General features: G+C 61.5%; 17 protein-coding genes. 8 read left to right on the top strand and 9 right to left on the bottom strand.

What is annotated here, in order from left to right; translation table 11 throughout:
- Window positions 1-89: 89 nt before the first annotated feature.
- Window positions 90-1,496 (top strand): helix-turn-helix transcriptional regulator, encoded by a 1,407-nt coding sequence (locus ACTQZK_RS07820; protein ID WP_114567165.1) that lies wholly within the window; start codon window positions 90-92, stop codon window positions 1,494-1,496.
- Between the two features lie 521 nt (window positions 1,497-2,017).
- Here ACTQZK_RS07820 and nifJ read toward each other — a convergent pair.
- The 5 genes from nifJ to ACTQZK_RS07795 all read right to left on the bottom strand — a co-directional run bounded on the left by nifJ (window position 2,018) and on the right by ACTQZK_RS07795 (window position 10,508).
- Window positions 2,018-5,554 carry a pyruvate:ferredoxin (flavodoxin) oxidoreductase gene (gene nifJ, locus ACTQZK_RS07815; RefSeq protein ID WP_418832026.1) on the bottom strand — a complete coding sequence of 1,179 codons (3,537 nt, stop codon included), beginning with the start codon at window positions 5,552-5,554 and terminating at the stop codon, window positions 2,018-2,020.
- Window positions 5,555-5,893: 339 nt separating this feature from the next.
- Window positions 5,894-6,745, bottom strand: a complete 852-nt coding sequence (locus tag ACTQZK_RS07810; RefSeq protein WP_114567163.1) for an ABC transporter ATP-binding protein — start codon at window positions 6,743-6,745, stop codon at window positions 5,894-5,896.
- The gene (locus ACTQZK_RS07805; protein WP_114567162.1) at window positions 6,742-8,769 is read right to left on the bottom strand and encodes a dipeptide/oligopeptide/nickel ABC transporter permease/ATP-binding protein; all 2,028 of its coding nucleotides are present in this window, start codon (window positions 8,767-8,769) and stop codon (window positions 6,742-6,744) included. The genes ACTQZK_RS07810 and ACTQZK_RS07805 overlap by 4 nt, the downstream gene beginning before the upstream one ends.
- Before the next feature lies 1 nt (window position 8,770).
- Window positions 8,771-9,727 carry an ABC transporter permease gene (locus ACTQZK_RS07800; RefSeq protein WP_114567161.1) on the bottom strand — a complete coding sequence of 319 codons (957 nt, stop codon included), beginning with the start codon at window positions 9,725-9,727 and terminating at the stop codon, window positions 8,771-8,773.
- A 193-nt stretch (window positions 9,728-9,920) separates the two neighbouring features.
- Window positions 9,921-10,508 (bottom strand): very short patch repair endonuclease, encoded by a 588-nt coding sequence (locus ACTQZK_RS07795; protein WP_225749424.1) that lies wholly within the window; start codon window positions 10,506-10,508, stop codon window positions 9,921-9,923.
- 170 nt (window positions 10,509-10,678) lie between these two features.
- Between ACTQZK_RS07795 and ACTQZK_RS07790 the strand changes: the two genes are divergently transcribed.
- The 4 genes from ACTQZK_RS07790 (at window position 10,679) to ACTQZK_RS07775 (ending at window position 15,039) form a co-directional block, all read left to right on the top strand.
- Window positions 10,679-12,286, top strand: a complete 1,608-nt coding sequence (locus ACTQZK_RS07790; RefSeq protein WP_114567160.1) for an ABC transporter substrate-binding protein — start codon at window positions 10,679-10,681, stop codon at window positions 12,284-12,286.
- A 178-nt stretch (window positions 12,287-12,464) separates the two neighbouring features.
- Entirely contained in the window at window positions 12,465-13,409 is a 945-nt protein-coding gene (locus ACTQZK_RS07785) for a dihydrodipicolinate synthase family protein (protein ID WP_114567159.1), read from the top strand.
- 8 nt (window positions 13,410-13,417) lie between these two features.
- On the top strand, window positions 13,418-14,368 hold the full coding sequence (locus ACTQZK_RS07780; RefSeq protein ID WP_114567158.1) for an ROK family protein: 951 nt from the start codon (window positions 13,418-13,420) through the stop codon (window positions 14,366-14,368).
- The gene (locus ACTQZK_RS07775) at window positions 14,365-15,039 is read left to right on the top strand and encodes an N-acetylmannosamine-6-phosphate 2-epimerase (protein ID WP_225749425.1); all 675 of its coding nucleotides are present in this window, start codon (window positions 14,365-14,367) and stop codon (window positions 15,037-15,039) included. Before ACTQZK_RS07780 ends, ACTQZK_RS07775 begins: the two co-directional genes overlap by 4 nt.
- 86 nt (window positions 15,040-15,125) lie before the next feature.
- Here ACTQZK_RS07775 and ACTQZK_RS07770 read toward each other — a convergent pair whose 3' ends face one another.
- The 4 genes from ACTQZK_RS07770 to ACTQZK_RS07755 all read right to left on the bottom strand — a co-directional run bounded on the left by ACTQZK_RS07770 (window position 15,126) and on the right by ACTQZK_RS07755 (window position 18,253).
- Complete coding sequence (locus tag ACTQZK_RS07770; protein WP_114567157.1) at window positions 15,126-15,740, bottom strand: ATP-binding cassette domain-containing protein; 615 nt, start codon at window positions 15,738-15,740, stop codon at window positions 15,126-15,128.
- Complete coding sequence (locus ACTQZK_RS07765) at window positions 15,737-16,489, bottom strand: ABC transporter permease (protein WP_225749426.1); 753 nt, start codon at window positions 16,487-16,489, stop codon at window positions 15,737-15,739. Before ACTQZK_RS07765 ends, ACTQZK_RS07770 begins: the two co-directional genes overlap by 4 nt.
- 9 nt (window positions 16,490-16,498) lie before the next feature.
- Window positions 16,499-17,539, bottom strand: coding sequence for an ABC transporter substrate-binding protein (locus ACTQZK_RS07760; protein ID WP_114567234.1), 1,041 nt, complete (start codon window positions 17,537-17,539; stop codon window positions 16,499-16,501).
- A 93-nt stretch (window positions 17,540-17,632) separates the two neighbouring features.
- Entirely contained in the window at window positions 17,633-18,253 is a 621-nt protein-coding gene (locus tag ACTQZK_RS07755) for a Crp/Fnr family transcriptional regulator (RefSeq protein ID WP_216529458.1), read from the bottom strand.
- Between the two features lie 196 nt (window positions 18,254-18,449).
- Here ACTQZK_RS07755 and ACTQZK_RS07750 point away from each other — a divergent pair, with 196 nt between their 5' ends.
- The 3 genes from ACTQZK_RS07750 to ACTQZK_RS07740 are packed head-to-tail and all read left to right on the top strand — an operon-like array spanning window position 18,450 to window position 20,910.
- Window positions 18,450-19,226: a GTP-binding protein gene (locus ACTQZK_RS07750; protein ID WP_216529459.1), complete on the top strand. Its 777-nt coding sequence runs from the start codon at window positions 18,450-18,452 to the stop codon at window positions 19,224-19,226.
- Entirely contained in the window at window positions 19,214-19,957 is a 744-nt protein-coding gene (locus tag ACTQZK_RS07745; RefSeq protein ID WP_114567154.1) for an ATP-binding cassette domain-containing protein, read from the top strand. The genes ACTQZK_RS07750 and ACTQZK_RS07745 overlap by 13 nt, the downstream gene beginning before the upstream one ends.
- Complete coding sequence (locus tag ACTQZK_RS07740; protein WP_225749427.1) at window positions 19,954-20,910, top strand: hypothetical protein; 957 nt, start codon at window positions 19,954-19,956, stop codon at window positions 20,908-20,910. The genes ACTQZK_RS07745 and ACTQZK_RS07740 overlap by 4 nt, the downstream gene beginning before the upstream one ends.
- Window positions 20,911-21,067 lie beyond the last annotated feature (157 nt).

Here is a 21,067-nt window from a genome sequence, read left to right as displayed (position 1 = left end):
CAGCTCATGCGCGTATTGGAGGCTCTGCAGGCTCATGCAAGTCGGTATAATTGTCCGCACGTCTGGGGAGGCGTATAAAGGAGGGGCGCATGGAGGGCGAACAAAGAAAACTGTTGGGAATGCCGTTCTGTTTTGCGGGAATGGGAATTTTTCGCGCATGGACCGAAACCGTGTACGCCAACACTTCGATAGTGTTCCCCATTCAGGCAAACGCCTTCGCCGACTTCACCGCTTTCAACATGATTACCGCCATCACGCTCGTCGTCGTTGCGCTTGGCGCAAGCAGGATTGCACCTCTGTACGGCAAGTCATGGCCGGCTCCCGTTGCTGCCATCTGCCTCATCGCGTCAACATGCTGTAATTTTTATTCCATACTCGACCCCGGAACCAGTCAATACCTAGGAATCCCCGCCGTCATTGCGGGAGGAGTAGGCATAGCGTTTCTTATTTTGCTGTGGTCGGAGCTTTTCGGATGCCTGAACCCCTTGCGCGTAGCCCTCTACTACTCCGGAGGAATCGTTGTCGGATCGCTCATCCTTTGGCTTTTCAAGGGTTTGGCGCTGCCTTGGCTGTTCGTCTGCACCTGCCTTGTCCCAATGGTATCGCTCGCATGTCTCAAGCAGGCGTACTCCTACCTTCCTGACACCGAGCGGCCCCATGCCACCTGGGGATCGTTTTCGCTTCCCTGGAAGCCAATCGCCGTCGTTGCGCTTTATTCGTTCTCATACGGACTGTGCGAGCACGTATTCGAAGGGCCGCTCGGCATCCATTCAGGATTGGGCTGCGTGTTTGCAGGCGTGCTCGTATACGCCTGCATCAGCTTGCGCCGCACGGCTTTCCAATTCTCCGCGCTTTGCAAGATAGCCTTGTTGCTTATTGTATTCTCGCTTGTTCCTTTCGGAGATTTCCTCCCGCGAGGAAGTTTCATTTCAAGCTTTTGCGCTCTTGGCAGCTACACGCTTTGCTTGATTGTAATCATGATCATTCTCAGCAACCTCGTCTACCGCTACGGCGTCAACGCACTATGGCTATTCGGGATCGAGCGAGCAGTGCGCCTTGTTTCCGTGCAAGCGGGAATCGGAACAAGAGATCTCACGAGCCTTGTTGCATCGCCTTTCGCAGTGGATGTTGCATTGGGCGTCGTGGTCACCTTGTCGGTAGTTTTCGCAACAAAGCTACTGCTTTCGGAAAAACAGCTCTCTTCGCCTTGGGGTGCCGTGCTCAAAGAAACCCTCGAAGACGACCAAAACATGCCAACCGAAAGAAATCGCCTGGGAATAAAGTGCCAAGAACTCGCGGAACGAGCGGCGCTCACGCAACGCGAAGAGGAGATTCTTCTGCTGCTTGCGCAAAGGAAGAAGCCTGCCGACATCGAACGCGAACTGTTCGTAGCGAACAGCACCGTAAAGACCCATGTGAAGCACATCTACCAGAAACTCGACGTGCATTCTCGCAAAGAGCTGTTCAACCTGCTGGGCATCGAAAACGCAGGGTAACGGGCTAGCGGGCAAACGACGCACGCCGCATCAAGCGACGGCTCCGAGATGCGCAGAGGGATCCGCGCGCGGAAGCGTTCGGAAGGCGCGCCTTCGCATTTGCCCGCGGGATAGTGGCGCTTCACAGTGAAAAGCCTTCGCCCCGCACCTCCCGCACCTGAAGTGCTTGGCCAAGAAGCTGCTCCTTTTGCGCCGAACCGCGCTCTTGGCAGATCGACGCCAACATACACGTGATCCCTGACTGCCCGATTTTTACTCCAATGTTGCGTACGGACTCGCGTCCTCAAAAGCCGCATCTCCGTGAACTGGGCTAATATAATGCAGCCCTTAGAGGGACGACGACAAGGAGGGCCTACGGCCCAAAAAACGCAACATTGCGCGTAAAATCGAGCAGAAGCACCGGCCGCTACGTCAAACGGCTGTCGGCGTCCTACAAGCCGCTCGTAAAAAAGCCCTCGGCGCAATGCCGAGGGCTTTCAACTTTCAGGAACTCACCACCACGCTTGCGTCCGCGCGTTCGCTTACGCCTCCGCGTACACGTCCTTGAGCTTGAGCAGGTGCTCGTAGCGCTCCAGAGCAGCCTTCTCGTTGCGCTCGAACAGCTCGGTCGCGCGCTCGGGGAACTCGCGCGTCAGGCGGCTGTAGCGTGCCTCGTTCATAAGGAACTCCTGGTAGCCGCCCGCGGGCTCCTTGGAATCCAGCACGAACTTCTTGCCCGCAGGAGCAGCCGGGTTGAAGCGGAACAGGTTCCAGTACCCGCAGTCGACCGCCTTCGCCATTTCGTCCTGGCAGTTGGCCATGCCGCCCTTGATGGAGTGCATCTCGCACGGCGAGTAGCCGATGATGAGCGACGGTCCCGGATACGCCTCGGCCTCGGCGATGGCCTTGATGGTCTGGGCCGGCTTCGCGCCCATGGCCACCTGCGCCACGTACACGTAGCCGTATGCCATAGCGATCTCGGTCAGGCTCTTCTTCTTGACGTCCTTGCCGGCGGCCGCGAACTGCGCAACCTGGCCGATGTTGGTAGCCTTGGAAGCCTGGCCGCCCGTGTTGGAGTACACCTCGGTATCAAACACGAACACGTTCACGTCCTCGCCGGAAGCCAGCACATGATCAAGGCCGCCGTAACCGATGTCGTACGCCCAGCCGTCGCCGCCGAAGATCCACACGGACTTCTTGGTCAGGTATTCGCTGTTCTCCAGGATGTCGGCGGCAATGTTGTTACCCTCGGCGATTTCCTGGAGCTTGGCCACATACGCAGCAGCCGCCTCCTTGCTTGCCTCGGCCTCGTTGCGCGCCTCAACCCAAGCTTGCGCCGCATCCTTCACGGCCTGATCAGCATCGGAGGCAAGCAGCTTCTCCGTGTCGGCCAGCAGCTTGTCGCGCACGGCCTCGTGACCCAACAGCATGCCCAAGCCATGCTCGGCGTTGTCCTCGAACAGCGAGTTCGACCATGCAGGACCATGACCGTCCTTGTTCATGGTGTACGGCGAGGTAGCTGCAGGACCGCCCCAGATAGACGAGCAGCCCGTCGCGTTCGCCACGTACATGCGATCGCCGAACAGCTGCGTGACCAGCTTCGCGTACGCCGTCTCGGCGCAGCCCGCGCAAGCGCCCGAGAACTCGAGCAGCGGCTGCTTGAACTGGCTGCCCTTGACCGTCGCATCGCCCAAAGCGGGCTTGTCGGACACCTGGTCGACGCAGTAGTTGAACACGTCTTGCTGAGCCAGCTCGGCTTCCTGGTCCACCATCTTGAGCGAATCGCTCGGGCACACGTTCACGCACACGCTGCAGCCCATGCAGTCGAGCGGCGAAATGGCTAGCGTGTACTGCATGCCTGCGGCGGCCTTGCCCTTCGCCGGCACCAGCGTGATGGCGGACGGAGCAGCGGCGGCTTCCTCTTCGGTCAACGCGAACGGACGAATGGTGGCGTGCGGGCACACGAAGGCGCACTGGTTGCACTGGATGCAGCTTGCCGCGTCCCACGTGGGAACGCTCACGGCAACGCCGCGCTTCTCGTACGCAGCCGCACCCTGCTCGAACTGGCCGTCAGCATGTTCCACGAACGCGGACACGGGCAAACGGTCGCCGTCCATGCGGCCAACCGGCTCCATGATGTCGCGAACCATCTTGACCAGCCCAGGGCGGCCCTCAAGCTCGGCACCCTGGCCCTCGTCCTTCGCGTCAGCCCAGCTGGCCGGCACGTCCACGCGCACGAACGCCGTCGCGCCAGCATCGATAGCGCGATGGTTCATATCCACGACTTCCTGGCCCTTCTTCAGGTACGACTTCGTAGCCGCGTCCTTCATGTACTGAAGAGCCTCGTCCTGCGGGATGACGTTTGCCAGCGTGAAGAACGCCGACTGCAGGATGGTGTTCGTGCGCTTGCCCATGCCGATCTCGCGAGCAAGGTCGATGGCGTTGATGGTGTACAGCTTGATGTTGTTGTTGGCGATATAGCGCTTGGCCTCGGCGCTCAAGTGGTGCTCGAGCTCTTCCGGCGTCCACTGGCAGTTGATCATGAACGCACCACCGGGCTTCACGTCGTTGACCATGCGGAAGCCCTTGGTGACGTAAGACGGGTTGTGGCACGCCACGAAGTCCGCCTTGTTCACGTAGTACGTGCTCTTGATGGGAGAATCGCCGAAGCGCAGGTGGCTGATGGTCACGCCGCCCGTCTTCTTCGAGTCGTACTGGAAGTACGCCTGCACGTACTTGTCGGTGTGGTCGCCGATGATCTTGATGGAGTTCTTGTTCGCGCCCACCGTGCCGTCGCCGCCCAGACCCCAGAACTTGCACTCGATGGTGCCGGCCGCAGCGGTGTTGGGGCTGTTCGGATCCTCGGGCAAAGACAGGTTCGTCACGTCGTCGACGATGCCGACCGTGAACTCGCGCGCCGGCGCATCCTTCTCGAGCTCCGTGTAGATGGCGAACACCGAAGACGGCGGGGTATCCTTCGATGCCAGGCCATAGCGGCCGCCAACCACCGTAAGATCGGTGCGGCCCTCGTGCGCAAGCGCGTTCACCACGTCCATATACAACGGCTCGCCCAGGGAGCCCGGCTCCTTGGTACGGTCCATGACCGCGATCTTCTGCACGGTGGACGGCAGCGCCGCCATGAACTTCTCGGACACGAAGGGACGGTACAGGCGAACCTTCACCAGACCCACCTTCTGGCCGTTGGCGTTCAGGTAGTCGACAACCTCTTCCACCACGTCGCAGAACGAGCCCATGGCCACGATCACGCGGTCGGCGTCGGGAGCGCCGTAGTAGTTGAACAGCTGGTAATCGGTGCCCAGCTTGGCGTTGACCTGGTTCATGTAGTCCTCGACCACGGCAGGCAGCGCGTCGTACACGCCGTTGCACGCCTCGCGGTGCTGGAAGAAGATGTCGCCGTTCTCATGGCTGCCGCGCATGGCGGGACGCTCAGGGTTGAGCGCATGCTCGCGGAACGCGCGCACGGCGTCCATATCGCACATCTCGGCCAGATCGTCGAAATCCCACACGGCGATCTTCTGCACCTCGTGCGACGTGCGGAAACCGTCGAAGAAGTTGATGAAGGGGATGCGACCCTTGATGGCGGCCAGATGGGCGACGGCGGACAGGTCCATGACTTCCTGGACGTTGCTTTCGGCCAGCATGGCAAAACCGGTCTGGCGGCATGCCATGACGTCGGAGTGGTCGCCGAAGATGCTGAGCGCCTGGGTGGCCACGGTGCGCGCGCTTACGTGGAACACGGTCGGCAGCATCTCAGCGGCAATCTTATACATATTGGGGATCATGAGGAGCAGACCCTGAGAAGCCGTGTACGTGGTGGTCAGAGCACCCGCAGCAAGCGAGCCGTGAACCGCGCCTGCAGCGCCGCCCTCGGACTGCATCTCGCACACCTTGACAGTGGTGCCGAAGATGTTCTTCTTTCCTGCAGCGGACCACTGGTCCACCAGGTCGGCCATAGGGCTCGACGGGGTAATAGGATAGATGCCTGCGACCTCGGTAAACGCATAGGAGACGTACGCCGCGGCATTGTTGCCATCCATTGATTTGAATTCTCTCGTCATATTCCTCTCCTTTGAAGGGGATGTGGCCCGACCGGAAATTCGCACGGAGAACGCAAGCCCCCGTGTGACGCAATCGCACGCGCGGGCCCCGACCCTCTTCTCTCGCACAGAACTCTTCGCCTGATCCGACTATACAGCCCTCATAATACCAGTACGAATTCGCCTCGCAGCGCGGCGGACGCACCGGACGGCATGTCGCGGGCGCACTCGTCGGCAAACGGCCTGACTCGCGCGCAAGCAGCACCTGCAAAAAGAGAGCCCGCCTCCCTGAGGAGACGGGCTCGAACCAGCTTCATCGCGCATGCGTTCCGCAAGCAGCGCTTGCCAAGAACCGAGACGCTACTTGCCCAAATCGGGGTGCAGCAGCGAGGGCGCAGCCCCCAAGAGCAAGCGCGTGTAGTCGTCTTTCGGATGTTCGAACACCTCTTTGGCGGTGCCGTTTTCCACAGCCTCGCCCGCGTTCATCACGATGATGCGGTCGGAAATGTAGCGCACCGTCTGGATATCGTGGCTGATGAACACCATGGACAGGCCGAGCTCCTTCTTCAGGTCCATGAGCAGGTTCAGAATCTGTGCGCGCACGGACACGTCAAGGGCGCTCGTGGGCTCGTCGGCAATGATGGCGTCGGGCTTGAGCGACAGGGCGCGCGCAATAGCCACGCGCTGGCGCTGGCCGCCGGACAGCTGGCCCGGCAGCGCGTCGAGCACCGACCCCGGCAGGCCGACCATCTCGATCAGCTCGTTCACGCGAGCCTCGCGAGACGTCTTGTCGCCCACCTTGTGCACCACCAGCGGGTCAAGCAGCTGGTCGTGCACGCTCATGCGCGCGTTGAGCGCCGTGGCGGGGTCCTGGAAGACCACCGAGATCACGCGGCCGATCAAGCGGCGCTGGGCGGCGGAGCGCTTTGTAACGTCCTCGCCCTTGAAGAACACGCGGCCCTCCGTGGGCTGCTGCAAGCCGCACATCACGTTGGCCGTGGTGGACTTGCCGCAGCCGGACTCGCCCACGATGCCCAAGGTCTGACCCGGCATCAGCTTGAGGGTCAGGCCGCGGACGGCCTGCACCTTGTTCGGGTGCAGGATGGAGCCGGTGCGCGTCTTGAACGTCACGCGGATGTCGTCGAGGAAGATGATGGGCGTCTGCCCGTCGGCGGCGGAAGCGTTCGCCACGTTCGTTTCGAGTTCGCTCATAGCAGCACACCTCCGGGAACGTACGGTTTGATGCCAAGGCGCTTGAGTTCGCTGTCAGGCAGCTCGGCGTAGTAATGATCGGTGCTTTCGACGCGCTTGAGCACGGGACGCAGCTGCGACACCTTGTCGGGATGGCTCGAACGCGGCGTGAAGCGGTCGCCCTGAGGGAAGTCCTTCGGGCTGGGAACGCTGCCGGGAACCTGGTGCAGGCGGTCGCCGCCGGCTTCGATGGAAAGCACCGAGCCCAGCAGTCCGCGCGTGTACTCGTGCACGGGGTGGCACAGGATGTCCGACACCGGACCCTGCTCGACCACCTGACCGGCGTACATAACCGTGATGGAGTTCGCCACTTCGGCGACAAGCGCCAGGTCGTGGCTGACGAACACCATGGCGAAGCCCAGTTCCTTCTGCAGCTTGTTCAAAAGGTCGATGACCTGCTTCTGCACGGTCACATCAAGAGCCGTAGTGGGCTCGTCGGCGATGATGACCTTCGGGTCGCGCGTGAGCGCCATGGCGATGAGCACGCGTTGACGCTGGCCGCCCGACAGCTCGTGCGGATAGGAGTCGAGCGTGCGCTTCGGGTCAAGGCCCACCAGCTCCAGCAGCTCCTCGGCGCTACGGGTGCCGCCGCGCTTGGTCAGCTGCTTCATCTGAGCCCTGATCAGCATGGACGGGTTGAGCGAAGACAGCGCGTCCTGGTAGATCATGGCGATTTCGCGGCCGCGCAGAGCGTTCATCTGCTTCTGGTCCATGGCCAGCAGGTTCTGACCGTCGTACAGGATCTCGCCCGTGACGGTTGCCTTCGGATCGAGCAGGCCCATGATGGTCAGCGACGTAATGGACTTGCCGCAGCCGGACTCGCCCACCAAGCCCATGGTCTGGCGCGGGCGCACCACGAAACTCACGTGGTCCACCACGTTCACGTCGCCGTGACGCGGGAACTTGATGCACAGGTCCTTGACTTCCAAAATAGGCGGCACATCGGTGCGAGCCTCAAAGCGATCGGTGCGCGTCTTCTCGATGGTCTGCAGCTGCATCAGGCGCTTCTCCAGCATGTCGGCCTGAGCGGCGTACGCCAGCGTGGGGTCGGCAACCATCTTGTCGGCTTCGCGCTCGGCCAGCACGGCGGAGTCGTCAGCCTTGACCGGAGCCTTGGGAGCGGCGGCCATGGCGTCGGTGATGCCCTCGGACAGGATGTTCAGGCACAGAACCGTGATCATGATGGCAAGACCCGGGAACAGCGCCTGCCACCAACGACCGGACAGCACGCCGTTGCGGGCGTCAGCCAAAATGTTGCCCCAGGTGGGAGTAGGCTCGGGGATGCCGGCCGAGATAAAGGACAGCGACGCCTCGAACACGATCGCGTCGGCCACCAGCACGATGGTGAACACCATGACCGGGGCGATGCAGTTGCGCACAACGTGCTTGACCAGGATCCACGGGGCACGAGCGCCGCTTACGACGACGGCGCGGACGTAATCTTGGTTGTACTCCGAAACCACGTTCGCGCGCACGATGCGGGCGATCTGGGGAATGTACAGAAAGCCGATGGCGAAGATCAGCGTTGCCAGCGAGTTGCCGAACGCGATGACGAACGTGGCGGCCAAGGCGATGCCCGGAAACGACATGATGACGTCGAGCACGCGCATGATGACTTCGCTGACCCACTTGCGGGACACGGCGGCGATAGCGCCGATGATCGAGCCGCACACAAGCGCAAAGCCCGTAGCGCCGATGCCGATGATGAGCGAGTAACGCGCACCGTACATCATGCGCGACAAAACGTCGCGGCCCTTGTCGTCGGTACCGAACAGGAACTGCGCATCAGGAGCCTGGCGCGCCGTGAAGATAGCCAGCGGATCATGCGGGGCAACGATATTCGCAAACGCGGCGATCATAACGACCAGCACCAGCACCACAAGCGAGATGCGCGAGCCGATGCCCATGGCCTTCCAGCGACGGAAGCGAACCTTGCCCGGGTTGGCCTCCATTTTCTTCGTAAGGTTTCCTCGTAACTGAACCATGCTACACCGTCCTGATTCGCGGATCGATCAGGATATAAAGCATATCCACGATGATGTTGATAACGATGAAGGTGATGGCCACCACCAGCACGACGCCCTGAACCAGCAAAACGTAGCTGTTCTGGATGCCCGAAAGAATGGCCATGCCCATGCCGGGGAGATTGAAGATAACCTCGATGACCACGGCGCCGCCGATCAGGTAGCCGATGCGCAGGCCCAGAACCGTAACCGGCGTGATGAGCGCGTTGCGCAAGACGTTGCGCGCTACGACGACGCTCTTCGGAATGCCAGCGCCCAGCGCCGTGCGCACGTAGTCCTTGTCCAGCTCCTCGACCATCGACGTGCGGATAACGCGCGTCAGCTGGCCGGTAACGGGGACCGCCAACGCGATGGCCGGCATGGCCATGCGAGCGAGCCACCCTGCCGGATCCTGCGATATCGTAGGCAGCGGACCCGACGCCGGCAGCAGGTGCAGCATCGAAGAGAACAGCAGGATCATGAGCACTGCAAGCCAGAACGAAGGCGTTGCGATGCAGGCGATCGAGAAGACGCGGATGATCTGGTCGGGCCATCGATCGCGGTACAGCGCTGAAACAACGCCCAATATCACCGCGAAAAAGACCGCTATGATCAGACCGAGGAACGTCAGCTGCAACGTGACCGGCAGCGCTTCGGCGATACGGTCGGATACGGCTGCCTTGTTAGCACCGTACGTTCCCATGTCCCCCTGGAACAGGCCGGCCATATAGTTTCCATACTGTACGAGCACCGGATCGTTCAACCCGTGCTCCTCGCGGTACTGCTCGGCTTGCGCCTCGGTGGCGTTCTCGCCCAAGACCGAATAAGCTTGGTCAATAGGAGACAGCGCCATAATGAAGAACACGAGAATGGTCACGCCGAAGATCATGATCGGCAGCGCTATCAGGCGCCTTCCGATCAGTCGTAGCAGGTTGCTCACCGCGTCCTCCTTTCGTTTTACGGCTCTTACGCTTTGACAATTACTGGCTTTGTGCGCGGGCCGTTTTCAGCCGAATGCGGCCCGCGCACAAACATCCATTAGGCATTCTATATGAATCTTGGGTATAGCTGCACAAGAAATATGTGGTCAGATTGTCGGAAAACGGAGTGTTTTTTGTAATCTTTGGACGCGCTTAGGCGCCATCGGACTTGAGCGGCTTGCCCAGCTCTTCCGCCAGCACGGGCAGCAGCGCGGCAAACGTGGCGTCGATTTCCTTTTTCTTGAGCTGGCATTCCCAGATGACGTGCACGGTCCAGCCCATCTGCTCAAGCGCCGCGCGGCTTCGCTCGTCCCGCTCCACGTTGCGCTGGAACTTCACCACCCAGTACTCCACGTTGCTTTTGGGCATGGACGGCTTGCATCGCGGGCAGCGATGCCAAAAACACCCGTTAACAAATATAGCTATGCGCTTGCCCGGCCACGCGATGTCCGGATGCCCGGGAACCTTCCATTGCAGACGGTAGCCCGTCAACCCCGCAGCGCGCAAGCGCTGGCGAACGAGCAGCTCCGGCTTCGTGTTGCTTCGCCGGTTTCCCAACATGGACTTGCGCACGTTCTCGTTCGTAGCCGGAGGGGCTTTCAGGCGCGCGGGAGCGGGAAGCGCAGGGCGCGAAAGCATGCGCACCGCCATCGCAAAGCCTTCTGCGGGCATCTCGTCGTTTGTTGCATACGCGTTACTTTTATGGAGAGTGGAGTTCATGGAGCGCATGATACCACTCATATTCCCTGATCGTTCACTAGCAATAACAAACCTGTCCGCAACTTCAAAAGCACAAGTCCTTTATTTTCTGTAGGTTTTCCCCGATAATGGGCACTGCTGTTGTGCGCGTGCCCAATCACGCGCGTGCAATCGAGGCGCGGATGCCTCGAAACCGAAATGGAGGGAAACCAATGGAACAGCATAAGAATGCATCTTTGTCCCGCCGCACGTTCCTGGCGGGCAGCGCTGTCGCAGCAGCGGCAGCAGGCCTCAGCCTGTACGGCTGCGGCGGCGGCAACGCCGAAACGCCGGCCGAAGGCACTGGCACCGACGCCGGCGCTGCGGTCAAGGGCGGTCAGCTGACGGGTGCTTGCGCCTACAGCTCCACCAACGTCAACCCGATTGGCAACAGCTCCGCTCTCATGCTGGGCGCCACGTGGCACGTGTTCGAGGGCCTGTACGACCTCGACCTGCACACGTACAAGACCTACAACGCGCTGGCCGCCGCCAAGCCGACGAAGGTCTCCGACACCGAGTACGAGGTCGCCCTGCGTGACGGCGCCAAGTTCTCCGACGGCACCGACGTGACCGCCGCCGACGTGGTGAACGCGTTCGAGAAGAACATGGCCGACGCCACCTACGGCGCCTTCCTGTCGTTCATCTCCGCCGTTGCCGCGAAGGACGACAAGACCATCGCCTTCACGCTGAAGTACCCCTTCGAGAGCCTGCTCGAAGGCCGTCTGAGCGTGGTCAAGGTCTTCCCCGCCGCCCTGTCCGAGGACGACCTGAAGACCAAGCCGATCGGCTCCGGCCCGTGGGCGTACGCCAGCATCAACGGCGACGACGGTGGTGCGATCGAGTTCGTTCCCAACGAGCACTACAACGGCTCGCTGCCGGCCACGGCCGACTCCATGCACTGGGACGTCCTGCTTGACGATACCTCCCGCACCACCGCGCTGCAGGAGGCCACGGTTCAGGTTATGGAGAACGTTCCCGACGCCAACGCCGACCAGCTGGTGGGCGCTGGCGCGACGGTCGAGTACATCCAGGGCTTCAACCAGCCGTTCTTCATGTTCAACACGCTGAAGGAGCCGTTCAACGATCCTCGCGTGCGCCAGGCGTTCTTCTACGCTATCGACACGAACAAGCTCATCGCCAACGCGATGGACGGCCACGCATCCGCTGTCACCGGCTTTTTGCCCAAGGAGCATCCGAACTATCATCAGGCTTCCACGGTGTACACCTATGACCCGGAGAAGGCCAAGAGCCTGCTCGCCGAGGCTGGCGTGACCGACCTCAAGTTCGAGCTCATGACCAACAACAACTGGGTGAAGAACCTGGCTGCTCAGGTCAAGAACGACCTGGACGCCATCGGCCTGAACTGCACCATCAACGAGACGAAGATCGACTGGGCGTCCCTTGCCGAGTCCGACAGCATCCTCCCCTACGACGTCATGCTGACCCCGGGCGACCCGACCTGCTTCGGCAACGACCCCGACCTGCTGATGTCCTGGTGGTACGGCGACAACGTGTGGACCCAGGGCCGCACCTGCTGGAAGAAGGCTGGCGACGGCAAGTTCGAGGAGCTGCAGACCATGATGCAGCAGGCTCGCGAGGCCACCGGCAAGGACCAGCAGGAAATCTGGAACAAGTGCTTCGATCTGCTGTCCGAGCAGGTTCCGCTGTACCCGCTGTTCCATCGCGCACTGGCGACCGGCTACCAGTCCGCCACGATCACCGGCTTCCAGCCGATCGCGACGACCGGCCTGGTCTTCCTGGGCGCAAGCGCCAAGGCGTAAGCAAGCGCTTCGCACCATACCAAGCACCGCACAGGCCCGCTTCCACAAGGAGGCGGGCCTTCTTGTTGCAACAAGGCGATTTTCCTGTGGCAACCAACCCTTGTTCGTTGACGTGCCTACAAGAGCGGTCTATTCTTTTACCGTTTGCATACAGACACGGAAAAGAGGCTTTAAACCCATGACTGATTCACCGTTTCGCGGCGTAATCCCCCCGGTCGTCATCCCGCTGACCGAGAAGCGACAGCTCGACCTGGAAGCGCTTGAGCGCTCCATCAACCGCATGATCGAGGCAGGCGTCGACGGCCTGTTCTTCTTGGGATCCTCGGGCGAGGTCGCCTTCCTGACCGACGCGCAGCGCTACCACGTGCTGCAGGAAGCCGTGGCCATGGTGCACGGCCGCGTGCCGGTGCTGGCGGGCATCATCGACATGGAAACCCTGCGCGTGGTCGACCAGGCCAAGCGCGCCGCCGGCTACGGCGTCGATGCGCTGGTTGCCACCGCTCCCTTCTACGCGCTGGGCGGCCCGAAGGAAGTCGAGCGTCACTTCCGCGCCATCCGCGAGCAGACCGATCTGCCGCTGTTCGCCTACGACCTGCCCGTATGCGTGCACACCAAGCTCGATCCCACGATGCTTGTGCGCTTGGGCACCGACGGCGTGCTGCAGGGCGTCAAGGACTCCTCCGGCGACGACGTGTCGTTCCGCTGGCTGTGCCTCGAGAACGAGGACGCCGGCCATCCGCTGCAGCTGCTGACCGGCCACGAGGTCTGCGTCGACGGCGCGTACCTGGCCGGCGCCGACGGATCGGTGCCGGGCCTGGCGAACCTCGACCCGGTAAGCTACGTCGAGCAGTGGCGCGCCGCTCAGGCTGGCGACTGGAACCGCGTGAAGGAGCTGCAGGATCACCTGGCTCGCCTCATGTTCCTGACCCGTCAGGTGAAGGCCACCGTGGGCTTCGGTGCCGGCGTGGGCGCGTTCAAGACGGCTTTGTGGCAGATGGAAGTATTCAACACGAACCAGATGCGCGAGCCCGTCCAGCCCCTGGAAGGCGAAGACGTGGAGACCATCGTCAACGTGCTCAAGCGCGCCGGCCTTATGGACGGCGACGCGCCCGTGCGCAAATAGGCTGCTGCATGAACGTCGAGTATCCGTGCACCGTAGCCGTCGTCGACGTCGGCGGCACGAAAATGGCAGGGGCGCTTGCACATTACAGCTCCCCTGCCGCCGAACCCGTCATCGAAAGACGCCGCAGCGTGCCAACGAACGCGGCCCGCGGAGGCGTCGCGGTGCTCGACACGCTCTGCGACCTGGTCGGCGATGTGCTGGCCAGCGCCGCAGGGCCCGTTGCGGGCATTGGCGTGGGCACGGCCGGATGCGTGGATGCGCACACCGGATCCATCGCTTACGCCAACGAGCTTATGCCCGGCTGGACCGGACAGCCCGTCGCCGACCGCCTTGCGCACGCTCACGGTCTTCCCACGGCGGTCCTCAACGATGTGAAAGCGCACGCCTTGGGCGAAGCGCGTTGGGGGGCGGCCCGGGGAGCCCAAACCTGCTTGGTGGTTGCCGCAGGAACCGGCTTGGGCGGCGGCATCGTCGCTCATGGGCGCGTGCTGCTGGGCGCCCACGGATTCGCCGGCGAACTGGGACGCACCCCCTGCCCCGACGCTTCGGGCGAGCCACGTACCTGCGGAAACGCCAGCGATTTGGAATCGATTGCCGCTGGCAGCGGCATCGAGCGCCGCTATGCAGCTGCGGGAGGAGACCCCGTGACCGGCGGCGAGATCGCGCAGCGCGCCTTGCAGGGAGAAGAGCTTGCCCGCCGCATCATCGAAGAAGCGGGTTCGGCCTTGGGAGAAGCTATCGCCACCTGGACGGACCTGCTCGACCCCGAGCTGGTGGTGCTTTCGGGGTCGGTCTGCAACGCCGGGCCCGCGTGGCGCGCCGCCGTGCAAGCGGCGTTCGAGCGACAGGCCCCCGCCGTGATGCATGCCTTGCCCATCGTTGACGCAACGCTCAAAGACAACGCGCCCCTTATCGGGGCGGCCGAGTACCTGCTGGACACCTTGAAAGGACGTTTGTGATCAATCCGCTTATCGAATCGCTTCGCGGCAAGCTCATCGTAAGCTGCCAGGCATATATGGGCGAGCCTATGCGCCACCCCGAAACCATGGCCCAGATCGCCCGCGCCGCCGAACTGGGCGGTGCGGCCGCTATCCGCTGCCAGGGCCTGTCCGACATCGCGGCTATCAAGGGACGAGTCGAGATCCCCGTGATCGGCCTGTGGAAAGAGGGGCACGAAGGCGTCTACATCACGCCCACGTTGCGCCATGCGCGCGCCTGCATAAGCGCCGGATCCGACGTGGTTGCCCTTGACGCAACCGATCGACCGCGCCCCGACGGCCGCACGTTCAAGGAAACCGTCGAAGCCCTGCGCGGGGAAACGCTGGTCATGGCCGATTGCTCCTGCATGGCAGACGTCCATCGCGCGCTCGAAGCGGGCTGTGACATCGTATCCACCACGCTTGCCGGATACGTGCCGGGAGGCCTCGCGAAAACCGACGGCCCCGATCTGGACTTCCTGAAGGAAGCCGTTGCCGCGGCAGGCGACGTGCCGGTGTTCTGCGAAGGCCGCATCCACACCACCGACGACGCGAAGGCAGCCATGGACGCCGGAGCGTTCGCCATCGTCGTCGGGACCGCCATCACGCACCCGACAAGCATCACCACCTGGTTCGCGAACGCAATCGCGTAAACCGCTTAACGAAATGGGGAGCACGGCAACGGCCCTGCTCCCCATTTCGTTTCACTCCCCCTTCACCGCTTTCTTCCCGTTTCGTTTCACCCTCGCCTTCGCAAGGCTCCGGAAGACATGGTCCATACGTAAGGGGATTCGAAGTACGCCTGATCAGCCGGATCATGCGTCACCCAAAGCACGGTCTTTGCTTCGAGCAAGGGTTCGAGAACTTCCATAACGCGGCGCTTCGTTTCGCCGTCAAGGCCCTTAAGGGGCTCGTCGAACACGATAACGCTGCTTGGCGCCATGACGGCTCGCAGCAAAGCGACCCGTCTTTTCATGCCGCCCGAAAGCGCATGCACCGGACGTCCAGCCAATCCGGCCAAGCCCACCTTGTCCAGCAAACGTTCCATATCGAAACGCAGCACCTCCCGCGCCTGCGGATCAAGCCGTCCGTGCGGCAAGCGTATGTTCGCGGAAATGCTGAGGTTTTCACAGAGCCTGTCCTCTTGGAACACGGCAACGCATCGAGCATCGTCCGCCTTCTCGACAAGCCCTTGATCGGGTTGCTCAAGCCCAAGCACCAACCTGAGAAAGGTGGTTTTCCCGCACCCCGACGGCCCTAGAATACAGTGAACCGCACCGTCTTGAAGATCCGCCGAAAATCCTTGCATGACAACGGTGTTCCCATAGGACTTCGTCACGTCGACAAACCTCATCGCATCTCCTCCACCTTCGCCACGGCCTGTGCAAGCAGCTTCGCGAACGACCGCTCGAACACCAGGCTGATGAGGACGATGACAACCGTCCATGCGAACAGATCAGGGGTGTTCAGGTAGACTTTCGCATCGTAGAGACGCTCGCCGATGGAGAAACTGGGAAGCCCGATGACCTCTGCGGCAATACCCGCCTTCCAACACATGCCAAGAGCAAGCGAGCTTGCTGCCTGAAAGTACGGCAGCACTTGAGAGCAGTACAGGTAGCGCAACCGTGCAAGAGGGCTTAGGTCAAACACCTGGGCCATTTCCAAAAGCTGCGGATCAACCTGCCGGATACCCTCCAGAACATTAGCGTACACCAGGGGAAACACCATCAGAAACGAGATAACGATCGACAGGTTGGCAGATGACACCCAAATGAGCACCAGGATGACGAACGAAGCCACAGGCACGGCCTTGACGGCCTGCACAAGCGGCGCCAGCAAGCGACGCACCCACTGAAAGCGGGAGGACAGCGCCGCCAGCAAGGTGCCCAGCACCATAGCCAGCAAAAACCCTACGGCAATACGAGAAAGGGATACGGCTATCGAGCCCCAGAAATCCACGGTCTGCACCAGCTCCGCCAAACGCATGGCAACAGCCACAGGAGACACTAACAGCACCTCCTGGGCTATCGCCATGCTGGCAACTTGCCACACGATCAGCCAAAACGCCACCGGGAATACGATACCGAGCGCTTTGCCCGTCACGTAAGCCCCTTACGCCCCGTAGTAGAAGTCGTCAGCGGGAAGCGAGCCGCCAACCGACTGGGGGTTTTGCTGGGACAGCACGTTCAGGTAGCCGGACAGCTTGTCCTTCATGTCGGAGCCGCTCAAAAACACGATGTTGCACCCCGGCAAAGCCTTCTTCGCAACGCCCTCGGGGACGATGTCGTACGATCCCACCAAAGCGGCGGCCTGGTCGACGTTGGCGTTGACGAAATCAACCGACTCGCGGTAATGCTCCATGAACGCCTGCACCGCCTGGGGGTTCTCCTCGATGAACGACGCACGCGCAACCGCTACGCCGGTTACCAGCGCGCTCGGGGCGCTTGCATCTTTTTGCAGCGCGTCCCATTCCTTGGTCAGGTCAAGCGCAACGCGAATGTCGGCGTTCTTCGCCTGGGCCGCCGCCACAAAGGGCTGGGGAAGCATGGCGATAGCATCGGGGTTCTGAGCCATAGCTGCGATGCATTCGGCATGCTCGCTCTTCCATTCGATGGTCACATCTTGACCAGGCACAAGCCCATTGCTTTCCAGGATATAGGAAAGAGCGTACTCCGGCGTTGCGCCCTTGCCCGCGGCGTAAATGGTCTTGCCCTTCAGATCGGCTGCGGTCTGCACGGAGTTTCCGGTTTCGCAGATGTACAGGATGCCCAGCGTATTGATGGCCAGAACTCGCACCTCGCCGTTGGTGTTGTTGTACAGAACCGATGCCAGGTTCGCGGGCACGGCTGCGATGTCGACCTCGCCCTTGGCTATCTTGGGAACTACCTCGTCAACCGACGCAGCGATATCGAACGAATAGTTGTTGTCGGTCGCCTCGCTTTTGTCAACCTGGTCCATGAACTTCACCAAGCCCATAGCCGTGGGGCCCTTCAGCGCAACCGCGCGCACGTCAACCGGAGCAGCTGCTTCCGCAGAAGCGCCTTCTTCGGTTCCCGCCGAGGGCGCGGAGGCGCCGCCCGAAGCGCAGCTTGCCAGCATAAAGGCGCTCAGGGCCATAGCGGCCGCAAACGCCCAAACCTTCTTCAGTACCATGAAAACCTCTTTCTCTTGTTTTTCCGATTCGAAAGCGCCTATGGAATCACCTGAACGACCGCGCGCCAAGGGAAGTTCGCGCATGGCTGCACCTCACGTTCGCACGTACAGATCGTTTCCGCGGGAAACCACGCTTCCCTCGCGTTTCAGGTGAGCGATTTCGCGAAAGAGCGTCGCTCTGCTTATTCCCAGATAACGAGCCATTTCTTCGCGAGTTCCCTCAAACATGACCAGTCCGTCGCATGTCGCGCGATCGCGCAGATAACTCAGCAGCTTCATGCGCGACGTCTGCATGGTCAGCTCTTCGATGCGGCGCAAAAGGAACTGAATCTTGCTGTTGCAGAGCACCAGGTAGCGTGACATCAGCTCGCCGTCGTTGTTCATCAACTCGATCAAGTACTCTTTGGGAATGAACAGCACGTCCGAGCCTTTGCGGCTGCGCAGCACCGTCGTCAAGTCGTTAGGGGCAAACAGATTGCATATTCCGAACATCTCCCCTTCGTACAGGGAAGACAGTCTGATTTCGCACCCGTCGAACGCAACGCTGTACACGTCGATCACGCCTCGCAGGACCAATCCGACGCAGGAAACGTCGCCCGCTCGATCAACCACCATCTGGCCGGTGCGCAACCGTTTCGCACGCACGCGCTGCGGATCGATTCGAACATCGCGCAACAGCTCGGAGTGCTCCAGCGCTTTCGCAATGTCAGCCACCGTATGACTCACCTCCTTCCGACGTTCAGCAAACGGCACCTACCAAGGCTCATTACACCACAAAATAGTTAACTTTGGAAAACTTTTTTAGCGAAAGCGTCTCACTTGATACTGACGATCTTGGAGGAAACCGCCATCGTAGAGCGCAAGCGTTGCGCCTTAGACCGAAACCGAGCAATGAAAGACGGGAGGATGCATGGACAAGGTAGTTCTGTTCAGCGGATCATCGGCAGTCGGAAAAACCGCCGTTCTTCGATGGGCGGCGCCCACGTTGGCGCAACGGGGCTGTCCGCCCGCCCTGTGCAAGATCGATTGCATATCGGATGAAGACCGTCACGTGTTCGCAGGACTCGGCTTGCCTGCTGTATCGGGAATCAGCGGCGATATATGCCCCGACCATTTTCTGGTCTCCAACCTTGCCGACCTCTGGGAGTGGTCGCGCAACCAAAACGCTTCATGCCTGCTCATAGAAACCGCCGGCCTTTGCCACCGCTGCTCCCCTGCCACTCGAAACATGTTGGCAGGATGCGTGGTGGACGGGACGGCCAGCTGCAAGGCGCCCGAGCATCTAGGGCCCATGCTTACGCAGGCGGACTTCGTCGTGGTGTCGAAAACCGACATGGTGTCCCAGGCAGAGCGGGAGATCGTCTGCGCGAACATCGCACGTATCAATCCGCATGCCGCCGTGTTCGCCATCGACGGGCTTGCCGGCTACGGAGTCGACGAATTGTGCGACTGGATCATGGAGCAAGCACCTCCGCCCACGCTTGAGGGAGACACGCTGCGCCACACGATGCCGTCCGGAGTTTGCTCGTATTGCGTGGGAGAACGCCGGGTAGGATCGGCGTTTCAACAGGGCGTCGTGGGTAAAATGACCTTCGAAGACCAACCGGCGGCACCGGGCAAAAGCACGTCATGCCAAAGAGCGCCGCTGGCCGCTTACCAGGAAGGCGGCAGTCCATGCATGAGATAACCGTACTTCCCGGAACCGACAAGCACGAAAAGCCCGAACGGTTCGACCGCATCGAATTGCACACAGGCGGACTGTACGCCATCGTCGGCAACACCGGATCGGGCAAAACCCGCTTCATCAAGGACATCGAACAGCTTGTCCAAGGAGACTCCCCCACCAAGCGAAGCGTCCTCGTAGACGGCGACGCCCCTCGAAAAGAGCAACGTCGCTCCTACTCCGGATCGCTCATTGCGCATCTGAGCCAAAACATGCGCTTCGTCTTGGACGTTTCCGTTGACCAGTTCATCGAGCTGCATCGCGCCTGTCGCGCCTCAAGCGCAAGCGCGCCCGAAGTGCTCGAGCTGGCAAACCGCATTACGCCCGAGCGCATCGACGCCGCCTGCAACCTCAACCTGCTATCAGGCGGACAAACCAGAGCGCTCATGATTGCCGACATCGCGCTTGTTTGCAACAGCCCCGTCGTCCTGGTCGACGAGATAGAGAATGCAGGAATCGACAAGGAGGCGGCGTTCGAAGCCCTCCTTGATGCGCGCAAGCTCGTGCTGGTGGTCACGCATGACCCGCATACGGCGCTTCTGGCCGATACACGCATCGTCATGGCGGGTGGAGCCGTCTCTTGCGTCCGCACCCGCACAACTGCCGAAGAGCAGCTGGAGGCCCGCCTTCATCAAGCCTACCGTCAAACCAAGGCGCTCCAAAGCGCCCTGAGAACAGGAGAAGCACTCGCATGAACGAATCGAACGAACGCTCCAGCAAAGAGCCCGTAACCGTTACGCTGTACTGGAACCACATCTGCATTCTGCACAACTTCGAGAAAGCCTACCTTGCGAACCTGCAAGAACGCCTGCGAAGCGAAGGTATACATCTGGTCGTGCGTTTTTTCGGACTTGGATACGACGAGCACATGGCCGCCTACCTCGCACGCGACGGAGCGCAGATGCCCGACCTTATCGTGTCGGCCGATCTGGAGGTGTTCGAGTGCGCGAAGGTGTTCGATGCGCTGGGGCCTCTGCACGACTGCGCAACCTGGCTCCCGCTCAAAAGCACCGCCGTCGTGCAGGCTGTAAAGCGCACCGACCAGCTGCTTCCCGTAGTTGCCATTCCGCTTGTGCTGTACGGCGGATCGCCCATCCCGAACGATCCTCTGCCCACCCTGGTTCGCAACGCGCGCATAGCGTTCGGGGGAATCGACAACTCGGCTGGAAAGATCCTGGTGAAATCCGTATGGGAGCGCTACGGCAAGGCCGTTGCGGAAGAGCTGCTGCAACGCTGCACCGTTACTGCGATGCCCATCGGAGCGTTCAAGGCCGCCCGCACCAAAGAAGCGGATTTCGCCTTGGTCCCCTCGCTGTACGCCTTGCGGGCTGACGGGACCGACTCGTTCTTCGAAGCGTCGCACGAGGGACCCGTATTGCTGCCATCGTACTTTTGCGCGCGCACGTCAGTCGAAGAGAGCGTTGCGCGCCGCGTATGCCGCGAGCTGCTATCCGAGGAACTGCTCGACTTCTACGCGGCCAACGGCGACCTTGTAGCATGTCCGCAGCAACCGCTCGAGCACGCGTCGACTCAAGACGACGCGGATGCCTGCCTCACCGTCAGTCAATCGTTCATCGACGCGCTCGACTCCCGCACGTTCTACGAACTCTACCGCCAGCACATTCCCTCGGCCGAGGTGATCGGCTAGATTTCTCGAGACCCGGTCGAGCTTGGCCAGACAGGAGGCGGCGGCAGGCGGGGCGAGGCGAGACCTGGAAACGGGCCGCCGCCCTCGCCTCGCACGCTCCGCCCCACCGCAGCAGCCTCATCGGCTGCCGTACGCCTCGCCAGCCCCGCCTTGGCTG

The sequence above is a fragment of the Paraeggerthella sp. LCP19S3_G8 genome, from assembly GCF_052119225.1.
In the GTDB taxonomy this organism is placed as follows: Bacteria; Actinomycetota; Coriobacteriia; order Coriobacteriales; family Eggerthellaceae; genus Paraeggerthella; species Paraeggerthella hominis.
The sequence above is the reverse complement of the archived record's forward strand: the minus strand, read 5'-3'. Positions and strand labels throughout refer to the sequence as shown.

Bases quoted from the DNA above. Each gene is read 5' to 3' on its own strand.
- ACTQZK_RS07820 (WP_114567165.1), top strand. From the start codon at position 90: ATGGAGGGCGAACAAAGAAAACTGTTGGGAATGCCGTTCTGTTTTGCG.
- nifJ (WP_418832026.1), bottom strand. From the start codon at position 5,554: ATGACGAGAGAATTCAAATCAATGGATGGCAACAATGCCGCGGCGTAC.
- ACTQZK_RS07810 (WP_114567163.1), bottom strand. From the start codon at position 6,745: ATGAGCGAACTCGAAACGAACGTGGCGAACGCTTCCGCCGCCGACGGG.
- ACTQZK_RS07805 (WP_114567162.1), bottom strand. From the start codon at position 8,769: ATGGTTCAGTTACGAGGAAACCTTACGAAGAAAATGGAGGCCAACCCG.
- ACTQZK_RS07795 (WP_225749424.1), bottom strand. From the start codon at position 10,508: ATGAGTGGTATCATGCGCTCCATGAACTCCACTCTCCATAAAAGTAAC.
- ACTQZK_RS07790 (WP_114567160.1), top strand. From the start codon at position 10,679: ATGGAACAGCATAAGAATGCATCTTTGTCCCGCCGCACGTTCCTGGCG.
- ACTQZK_RS07785 (WP_114567159.1), top strand. From the start codon at position 12,465: ATGACTGATTCACCGTTTCGCGGCGTAATCCCCCCGGTCGTCATCCCG.
- ACTQZK_RS07780 (WP_114567158.1), top strand. From the start codon at position 13,418: ATGAACGTCGAGTATCCGTGCACCGTAGCCGTCGTCGACGTCGGCGGC.
- ACTQZK_RS07770 (WP_114567157.1), bottom strand. From the start codon at position 15,740: ATGAGGTTTGTCGACGTGACGAAGTCCTATGGGAACACCGTTGTCATG.
- ACTQZK_RS07760 (WP_114567234.1), bottom strand. From the start codon at position 17,539: ATGGTACTGAAGAAGGTTTGGGCGTTTGCGGCCGCTATGGCCCTGAGC.
- ACTQZK_RS07750 (WP_216529459.1), top strand. From the start codon at position 18,450: ATGGACAAGGTAGTTCTGTTCAGCGGATCATCGGCAGTCGGAAAAACC.
- ACTQZK_RS07745 (WP_114567154.1), top strand. From the start codon at position 19,214: ATGCATGAGATAACCGTACTTCCCGGAACCGACAAGCACGAAAAGCCC.
- ACTQZK_RS07740 (WP_225749427.1), top strand. From the start codon at position 19,954: ATGAACGAATCGAACGAACGCTCCAGCAAAGAGCCCGTAACCGTTACG.